Origin of the sequence: Actinoallomurus sp. NPDC050550 (genome assembly GCF_040655075.1) — a bacterium.
Taxonomy (GTDB): Bacteria; Actinomycetota; Actinomycetes; order Streptosporangiales; family Streptosporangiaceae; genus Actinoallomurus.
Genome location: NZ_JBFAJC010000008.1, coordinates 279,441 through 288,383, shown reverse-complemented (window position 1 = coordinate 288,383; position 8,943 = coordinate 279,441). Strand labels below are relative to the sequence as shown.

Below are 8,943 nucleotides of genomic sequence, written 5' to 3'. Positions count from 1 at the left end.
GAGGGTCGGGGGTGGAGGGTGCCCCGCGTCGCCTGGGCACGGGGCGTGGAGATCGGCGCGGGGTAGGGCCAGTCTTGGACCGGTCACCCCCGGTCGCCTGAGGAGACGCGATCGACGTGACGACCGCGTCCACTTCGAGCTTGTCAACCACACCGGGTATGGCCATCTGACCGGTGCCGCGGTCAACGACAGTGGTGTTGTGCTGGTGGGTCAGGCCGCGCGCAGCGATACGCCGCCACGCACCGTGGTCGCGATCGCCCTGCCAGCCGCAGTCGGGGTCGGGGCAGATCGCCCACTTCCAGCCGGGGGTGGTGGGCCGGTCGGGTGCTTTGCAGTGCCGTAGTGGCAGCAGGCATTGGGGGCAGTGCTTGGAGGTGTTGCGGGCCGGGACGGTGACCACGGCGATGCCGGTCTCGGCGGCCAGGTGCCGCACGTTGGCGGTGATCTGTCCGCGTACCGCTTGGGAGAGGCGGGTGTTGAGGGTGCGGCCCATGCCTTTGGCCTCCATCGACCGCAGATCCTCCACATAGATCACACTCGCGCCCACAGCGACCGCCTGATCCACCGCCCACCGCGCCGCCGCCCAGGCGAGCGCGTCGTTCAGGCCCGACCGTCGATCAGCCACGTACTCGCTCTCGGCCTGCAGGACGGCGTGCTTGACGACCAGGTGATGGTCCTCCTGGCCGCTGATGAGGCGGGTGTAGGTGTCCGTTTTGGCGTTCAGGTGTTCGCCGTGGCGGCGGAGCCGGTGCTGGCGGGCCATCACCCCACCGGCCCGGAACATCGCCCCAGCCCCCAGGGCAGTGATGGTTCCGTCCGGCTGCAAACGACACGGGCCCGCGCTGAGCAGGGTGTTCAGACCCCAGTCCACGCCCAGCGCCGTCGTGTGACCCTTCGACTCAGTCTTGGGAACGGGGTGGGAGAACGCCAGATCCGCGCGTACTATTCGGCCCTGCCGTCGGAGTGTCGGCAAGTGCAGTACCGCGTCCGGCGGGACTGTGGGCGGCAGTGTGATCGGGCAGGCCACCCAGGTCCAGTCGGCGTATGAGCGCGGATCCGGTCGGGTGGGCAGTTGCAGCCGCAGCAGCGCCCTGGCTGGGTCGTCGTCGGCGCGTTCCAGGGTGGCCTGCTGGCGGTCCACCGCGGCCAGCACCAGCATCCGCGCCGCGTTCGGCACATCCTCAAGTTCGAACACATCGACCGGAAGCCGCCCATGCCCGGCGACGAACGCGGCGACCTGCCTCGTGCGCGCCCTGATCACGCCGCTGGGCAGGGTCCCACCGTTGAGGATCGCTTCGCGGACGGCGTCCCATTCGGCCGGCGTGCGCTTGAACGGGTCGGCGGGCCAGGTCCCCAGGATCCCGGCGACCGTCTCGGCGCGGTGCTGTGCACCGCGCAGGATCCGCCCGGCTTGTTCTTGAGCCATCCGCACGATCCGGTCATTGACCTTCACTCCCTCGGGGACGGTCACGGCCCAGCCCAGGCGGCGCAACGCCATCCACGCACTCGACGGCAAGATGCGACCCACGCCATCCACCCCGGCGGCCAACACGGCCACATCACCGGCGTTCCAATGCCCGGCCAGCAGGTCTCCGGTCATCCCCGCGACCAGATCCTCGCACCACCCCACCCGCTCGGCCATCGCCCGAGCCGTCAGGGCTTCACTGGTCTTCTCATCCGCCCCGCCACGCAGCAGAACGCAGGCGGCCGCGGTCCGGGCCGCCTGACCGACGGCCAGCGCAAGCTTACGGCTTCTCATGCGACACGACCGGACGGAAACCGCCCATTTTCGGCCGGCAGTGCGTCAGCGACGGTGCGGGCCAACTGATCCTCCATGGACAGCGCCGCAGTGATCTCACACTTGATGTCGTTGAGCAGGTCCAGGTAACTGTCTGGAAGGGATCTGTTCACCCCACTTGCCGATAGGCGACAAGGCATATACGCACGGTAGCGAATCGCATCGGCGTTCTGCTCGGCGATTCGAAAATTCGAGCGAGGTCAGCCTGTCGGGGCGTTGACTGCCCACGGATTGGATGCCGGGACGCACGACCTCGCGGGCACCGGCTCGGCGGCAGCCCTCTTCCCTGCCGGGTGGCGGCAGTGGCCCACTGCCGCCACCCGGTCATGGCGTACGGGCACCTCCTGGTCGGCCTATCCGGCCCGGGACGTGGCAGGTTTCGGCGAGCGGGCCCAGGAGACGCCGGCGGGGCGCATCAGGCCACCGCCCGGAACGCGGGCGGCTCGGTGGTCTCGTCGGACTCGTCGGCTCCCCCGGCGACCTGGGGGGTGAGCTCCTCGGTGCCGTCGGCGCGCTCCTCCGACTCGATCCAGCGGTCGGCGAGGTCGTCGGCCTGACGGCGGTCCTCCGCGAGGTTGACGGCGGAGCGCTGGGACCGCTGCAGCCGGGCGACGCCGCGGCTGAGGTCGTGGCCGACCGTGGTCGCCTCGATCTGGGCGGAGAAGCGCGTCTGCCCGTCCTTGGCGTACTCCCGGAGCCGGAGCCGGCCCGTGACGATGACCGGATCGCCGCGTTTGAAATCGACTTCCTGGAGGTTGGTGGCCAGGGACCGCCAGCAGGTCACGGTCAGGAACATCGGATCCTCGTCGCGCCATTGGCCGAGGTCGCGGTCGAAGCGGCGCGGGGTGCTGCCGATGCGGAGCGACATCAGGGCGGTGCCGCTGGACAGGACCTCGAAGTGGGGCTCGGCCGCCACGAAACCGATGACGGTGATCAGCGCGTCGTTCACTAAGGCTCCTCGGGTGCGTGCGCGGCGGCCCTGCGCCGCCGCCGTCACACCCACCGTCGAGGATCCGAGACCCCGCTCACCAGGCCTCTCCGCGAACTGTGGATAACTCCGCGTACTTATGGGGCGACGTCACGGATCGCGTGGCCCGCCTCGTCGCGGAACCGTGCGTACACGGCGAGCTCCTGCTCAATGGGCTCGATGACGAGTTCGCGGGCGGCGGTGACGACGCCCTCGCGCATCTGCTGTTCCATCCGCTCGCTGTGCTTCACCGACGTCATGGCGATCATGTTCCGGGCGGCCAGGGCCGTCAGCGCGCCGAGGCCGAGGACGCACACGAACACCAGCGCGACGTACGGTGCGACGTCCGCCTCGCCGAGGAGGCGGGTCGGCGCGTGGGCCAGCTTCAGACCGGCGAAGGCGCCGATCGCGCCAAGCCAGACGACGCCGACGGCGGCGACGACGAGCAGCAGGTACTGCCAGACGCGCACCGCCCACCACCCGGCCGGCACCTGGTTGAACGCGGGGACGACGTCGCGGAGCGAGGTGCCGAGGGCCTCGGGGAGCGCCTCTGCGTTGGACCGGCCGGCCTCGCGCACCGACCGCCGCCAGGAGGCCGGCAGGTCGCGTACGACGTCCTCCGCGACGTCCTGCAGGGCATTGTCGACGTGGGCCTGCTGAGCGTTGACGGGGGTGGTGAACGCCGAGCGCAGCTCGTCGCGGAGCTCGACGAGGCGCATGCGGCGCAGCGGATCGCTGCGGAGCCGGACGGCGAGGCGGGCGAGCGGCCAGCCGACGTAGTCCAGGGCGCGGAGTTCGTACGCGCTCTCCATCGCCTCGGCCACGGCCGGGATGCCGGCGGCGTCCACGAGCGCCTCGACGAGCGCGGCGGTGCGCTTGGCGTCGACCGTGGTGGGCGGCTCCATGTCGCCGAAGGCGCCTTCGAACCGCTGGATGAGCCGGTCCAGGTCGGCGACGAGGCGCTGGGTGCGGGCCCGCCGCGCGGCCACGGTGTCCGCGACGACCTCGCGGAAGTCGTCGATCCCGGCGCCGGACTTGGCCGAGGTCGTCAGGATGCGGGGGTCGCGCAGGCCCTCGGCCTCCAGCAGGCGCCGCAGGTCCTTCACGCACTCGTCGATCTCTTCGGGCGCGAGGCGGTCGACCTGGTTGAGGACGATGAGGCTCACGCCGTCGTGTCCGGCAAGGGGCTCAAGGTAGCGCCGGTGCACGGCGAAGTCGGCGTACTTCTGCGGGTCGAGCACCCAGATCAGCAGGTCGGCGACGCCGACGTACCGGTCGACCTCGGCGACCTGCTCGGATCGGATGGAGTCGTGGTCGGGCAGGTCCAGCAGGATGAGGCCCTCCAGCGAGCCGGCGCCGCCGCCGGTCGTCTGGTCGAGGGCGCTGGCCCGGGCGTAGCGGTGCCGCTTGCCGATCTCGAGCCAGTCGAGGAGCGGCCCGGCGCCGTCGAGGCCCCAGACGCAGGCGTGCGCGGCGGAGGTCATCGGGCGGCGCAGGCCGGTGGGCGACAGCTCAAGACCGCAGACGGCGTTGAACAGCGACGACTTGCCGCTGCCGGTGCCGCCGGCGAGCGCGACGATCGTGTGGTCGCCGGACAGCCGCAGCCGCTGGCCGGCGCGGCCGAGGAGCTCGGCGGCGTCGTCCATGAGCGCCTGGTCGACGCGGCCGTCGCCGAGTTCGACGAGCCGGTCGAGCGTGGCCAGGCGGTGGGTGAGCCCGGACGCGTCGGACGGCGGTGCGGGAGGCTCGGGAGCCGGGGTCGCCTGCTCCGTCTGCTCTGGCTCGGTCTCCTGGGACGTGCCGGAGACGCCGGGGGTGGTCGTCGTCATCGGTCGCGATCCTCCTCGGTCACCGGGCGACCTCGAGGTTGTATGTGGCCTGGTAGAGCTGGACGGGGGTGGTCTCGTCGGGCACGCCGGCGCCGTCGAGCACCTGCCCGAACCGGATGCCCTCCTCGTCGAACAGCATGCCGACGCGGCCGCGCAGGTCGGCGCGCGCCTTGGCGCTCATGCTCCGCAGCGACTCTGCGCCGAACAGCGCCTTGAGCAGCCGCTGCGGCACGGCGCTGGTGCCGCCCTCGACCGCGATCTCGCTGGTGCCGAAGCCGAACAGGCCGACCATCAGCACGAGGGCCAGGGCCTCGTCGTCGTAGGAGACGAACTTGGCCACCGATCGCTTGGTGACACCCTCGGTCCGGATCAGCTCGGCGATGTGGTCCTGCCAGGCGCTGACGGCCCGGGTGACGCGGCGGGGCAGCTCGGCGGAGGCGCGGTCGAGCGCCTCCTCGCGCCCGGCCAGCAGCATGGCGCCGGCCGGCCGGTCCTGCCAGCGCTTCACGACCTCCTCGGCGGCGCGCTCGGCGCCGGCCATGATGAGGGACTCGAGCGCGCTGCGCAGGGCGGCCTTGAGCGCGCGGACCCGCGCGGGGCTGCGCTTGCGCCGGCTGCTGCCGCGGTGGCCGGTCTGGCCGCGCCCGGCGTGCAGGGCGCGCTCGAGGTCGCCGGTGCCGGCGAAGTCCTGCCATCGGGCGAGCACCTCACCGCGCAGCAGGGAGCCGTTGCGGGTGGCCTCGTCCAGCTCGGCCAGGCCGGTGGCGTAGGCGGCCTCGACCTCCTCGCGGAGCATCGTGCGGAGGGCGACCTGATCCTCGACCTTCGCGGCCAGCTCGGGGACGCGGGTACGGAAGGTGTCGAGCACGCCACCCAGAGTAGACCTGATGACCTCCGCTCGGCCATCCTCGTCCTCGCTGATGCCGCCCAACCACATCTGGACCTCGTCGGCCGCCTCGGAGGGCAGCATCCCCCCGGAGACCGTGGTCTCGGGGATGACGAACTGCGCCGCCTGCTCCAGGCCGTTGTCCTTGAGCATCTCGGTGAAGTGCCCGACGACCTCCTCGCCGCCCTCCGGGACGCGGGACAGGACCACTCCAAGGGTGGCGCCGTGGTCGCGGGCTCGGTGCAGCAGGCGCCAGACCAGCGCGTCGGCGTAGCGGGCCGCCGTGGTCACGCAGATCCACACGTCGGCCGCCGACAGGAACTGAGAGGCGAACTCGTGGTGGTCCTCGAACACCGAGTCGACGTCCGGGCTGTCGAGCAGCGCCAGGCCCTTGGGCAGCACGTCGCTCTTCATGATCACCAGCTGGTCGCCGACGACGGCGTCGGGCGCCGGGCCGGGCACCCGCCCGAAGCCGGGCAGGACGTAACGCTCGTCGAGCCACCAGTCGGCGTCGTCGGGGTGGCAGACCAGGATCGGGCTGCTCGTCGTGGGCCGGAGCACGCCGGTCGCACTGACCCGCTCACCGACGAGCGTGTTGACCAGCGTGGACTTGCCCGCGCCGGTCGACCCGCTGAGCACCACCAGCAGCGGGGCGTCCTTTTGACGCACGCGCGGCAGAAGGTAGTCGTCGAGCTGATTGAGCAGATCCTGCTGGGTCGTACGGGCCTCCTCGACGCCTGGGGCGTCAAGGACGAACCGGAAGGAGGCGATCTGGTCCCGCAGGTCGGCCAGGGCCTCATCGAGTGGAAGGGGTGCAGCCGCGCGTTTGATCGCGCTCTGGTCAGCCGGGGGTGTCACGGAGTCCGCCCCAAATCCGCGTTCAGTATGTCGATCTCTCGTGCAACCTGCACGACCTCGCCGACGACGACGATCGCCGGTGGCCGTACGCCGGTGGCCGCCATGTCATCCGCCACCGCCGCAAGCGTCGTCGTGAGGGCGCGCTGGCTCTGCAGCGTACCGTTCTGGATGACCGCGACGGGAGTGTCAGGCGACCGACCATAGCGCATCAGCGTGTCGGCGATGACCCTCATGCGCTCCACCGCCATCAGCAGGATGAGAGTGCCCTGGGCCCGGCCCAGGCCCTCCCAGTCGACCGTCGAGGCGGGGTCACCCGGGGCGACGTGTGCCGACACCACGTGGAACTCCTGGGACACGCCGCGGTGGGTGACGGGCACACCGACCGAGGCGGGCACGGCGATGGCGCTGGTGATGCCGGGGACGACGGTGACCGGGACGCCCTCCCGTACGCAGTGCAGCACCTCCTCGGCGCCCCGGCCGAACACGAACGGATCGCCGCCCTTCAGGCGCACGACGAAACGGCCGGCCTTGGCGTGCTCGACGAGCGCGGCGTTGATGTGGTCCTGCGTGACCGAGCGGCCGTACGGGATCTTGGCCGCGTCGATGATCTCCACGTCGGCGGGCAGCTCGTCGAGGAGCTCGCGCGGGGCGAGGCGGTCGGTGACGACGACGTCCGCCTCGGCCAGCAGCTGCCGCCCGCGTACGGTGATCAGCCCCGGATCGCCGGGGCCGCCGCCGACGAGCGCGACGCCCACGGGCCGCCGCCGTGAGTGCCGCGCCCCGATGGTGCCGTCGCGCAGCCCGTCGACGATGACGTCGCGCAGGCCGGCGGCGTGCCGCGGGTCTCCCCCGGCGAGGACGCCGACGGTGGTCTCGCCGACCCTGCCGCTCGCCGGGGTCCAGGCCGGGGACAGCTCCGCGTCGTCCGCGCGCACGCACCAGATCCGCCGGCTCTCGGCCTCGGCGGCGGCCGCCGCGTTGACGTCTCCGTCGTCGGCGCAGGCCTGCACGAGCCAGGCGCCGTCGCAGTCGCCCGGACGGTACGCCCGGCGCTCCCAGGTGATCTCGCCGCGGGCGGCGAGGTCCTCGAGCATCGGCGTCGTCTCAGGGGCGATCAGCAGCACGTCGGCACCGGCGGCGAGCAGCGTGGGCACGCGCCGCTGGGCGACGCGTCCGCCACCGATGACGACGACACGGCGACCGTCGAAACGGAGACCGAGAAGGTAGGGCGGCAAGGAATGATCTCCTGGTCGAAGCGTGAGCGGTCCGGTCCGGCACCAAAGGTACCCGCGCCGGTCAGGTGCCATCCGGCAGGCACCCGGGTGGGTCGGTAACCGTCCGGTGATCACCGGCCCTGGTCAGATGCCATCCGGCAGGCACCCGGACGGATCGGCTGCCGTCCGGTGGTCACCGGTGCCGGTCAGGGGCCGTCCGGTGGTCACCGGTGCGGATCAGGGGCCATCCGGCGAGGCGGCGTCCTTGTCGGCGACGCCCGCCGAGTCGAACGTGGCGACCTCGTGCAGCACGCGTACGGCGCTGCTCACGACCGGCAGGGCGAGGACGGCGCCGGTCCCCTCGCCCAGCCGCATCTCGAGGTCGATGAGCGGGCGCAGTTCCAGGAACCACAGCGCGGCGGCGTGGCCCGGTTCGGCGGATCGGTGGCCGGCCACGCAGTAGTCGCGTGCGCCGCGGGCGAGCGCCGCCGCCACGAGCGCGGCGGCACCGGCGATCACGCCGTCGAGCATGACGGGGACGCGCTGGGCGGCGGCGCCGAGGATGAAGCCGGCGATCGCCGCGTGCTCGAGCCCGCCGACCTGCGCGAGGACCGCCAGCGGGTCGGCGGAGGCGACCCGGGGATCGGCGCCGTCGCTGCCGTCGTGGCCGGGGAGTTCGGTGCGGGCCCGGGCCAGGGCGGTGTGCACGACCTTGATCTTCCGGGCGTGGGTGAGGTCGTCGATGCCGGTGCCGTACCCGGTGACGCCCTCGACGCTGCGGCCGGTGAAGGCCGCGATGAGGGCGGCCGACGGCGTGGTGTTGGCGATGCCCATGTCGCCGGTGATCAAGCACCGGTTGCCCGCCGCGACGAGGTCGCGGGCGATCTCGATGCCGACCTCGACGGCCCGGCGGGCCTCGTCCGAGGTCATCGCCGGTCCCTGGGTCATGTCGGCGGTGCCGCTCGCGACCTTCCGGACGAGCAGCCCGGGCGCGGGCGGCAGCTCGGTCTTGACGCCCACGTCGACGACGGTGACCTCGGCGCCGGCCTGCCGGGCGAACGCGTTGACGACCGCTCCGCCGGCGAGGAAGTTCTGCACCATCTGGGCGGTCACCTCCTGCGGCCAGGGAGTGACGCCCTGGGCGTGCACCCCGTGGTCGCCGGCGAAGACCGCGACGGCGGCGGGCGCCGGCAGGGGCGGCGGGCACGTTCCCGCGACGCCGGCCAGGCGGACGCCCAGCTCTTCCAGGGCGCCGAGCGAGCCGCGCGGTTTCGTCAGCCGGTCATGCCGTTCGCGCGCCGCCCGCATGGCCGTCTCGTCCAGCGGCCGGATCGCGGCGATCGTCTCGGCGATGAGGTCCATCGGTTCTCCTCGTTGCAGGGATTCGTACC

Annotated in this window: 6 protein-coding genes; all 6 read right to left on the bottom strand. The window is 72.3% G+C overall.

Annotated features, from left to right (window positions below; translation table 11 throughout):
* The coding region (locus AB0I04_RS14660) for a zinc ribbon domain-containing protein (protein ID WP_360883869.1) at window positions 1-1,759 on the bottom strand (1,759 nt) is incomplete at its 3' end.
* Between the two features lie 454 nt (window positions 1,760-2,213).
* On the bottom strand, window positions 2,214-2,747 hold the full coding sequence (locus AB0I04_RS14655; RefSeq protein WP_360883866.1) for a single-stranded DNA-binding protein: 534 nt from the start codon (window positions 2,745-2,747) through the stop codon (window positions 2,214-2,216).
* 116 nt (window positions 2,748-2,863) lie between these two features.
* Window positions 2,864-4,594 (bottom strand): ABC transporter, encoded by a 1,731-nt coding sequence (locus tag AB0I04_RS14650; protein WP_360883863.1) that lies wholly within the window; start codon window positions 4,592-4,594, stop codon window positions 2,864-2,866.
* A gap of 19 nt (window positions 4,595-4,613) precedes the next feature.
* Window positions 4,614-6,338 (bottom strand): AAA family ATPase, encoded by a 1,725-nt coding sequence (locus AB0I04_RS14645; protein WP_360883860.1) that lies wholly within the window; start codon window positions 6,336-6,338, stop codon window positions 4,614-4,616.
* Complete coding sequence (cobA, locus tag AB0I04_RS14640; protein ID WP_360883858.1) at window positions 6,335-7,573, bottom strand: uroporphyrinogen-III C-methyltransferase; 1,239 nt, start codon at window positions 7,571-7,573, stop codon at window positions 6,335-6,337. The genes AB0I04_RS14645 and cobA overlap by 4 nt, the downstream gene beginning before the upstream one ends.
* A gap of 216 nt (window positions 7,574-7,789) precedes the next feature.
* Window positions 7,790-8,914, bottom strand: coding sequence for a nicotinate-nucleotide--dimethylbenzimidazole phosphoribosyltransferase (gene cobT / locus AB0I04_RS14635; RefSeq protein WP_360883855.1), 1,125 nt, complete (start codon window positions 8,912-8,914; stop codon window positions 7,790-7,792).
* Window positions 8,915-8,943 lie beyond the last annotated feature (29 nt).

Excerpts from the sequence above, each read along its gene's own strand:
- AB0I04_RS14650 (WP_360883863.1), bottom strand. The coding sequence starts at position 4,594 with ATGACGACGACCACCCCCGGCGTCTCCGGCACGTCCCAGGAGACCGAG.
- cobT (WP_360883855.1), bottom strand. The coding sequence starts at position 8,914 with ATGGACCTCATCGCCGAGACGATCGCCGCGATCCGGCCGCTGGACGAG.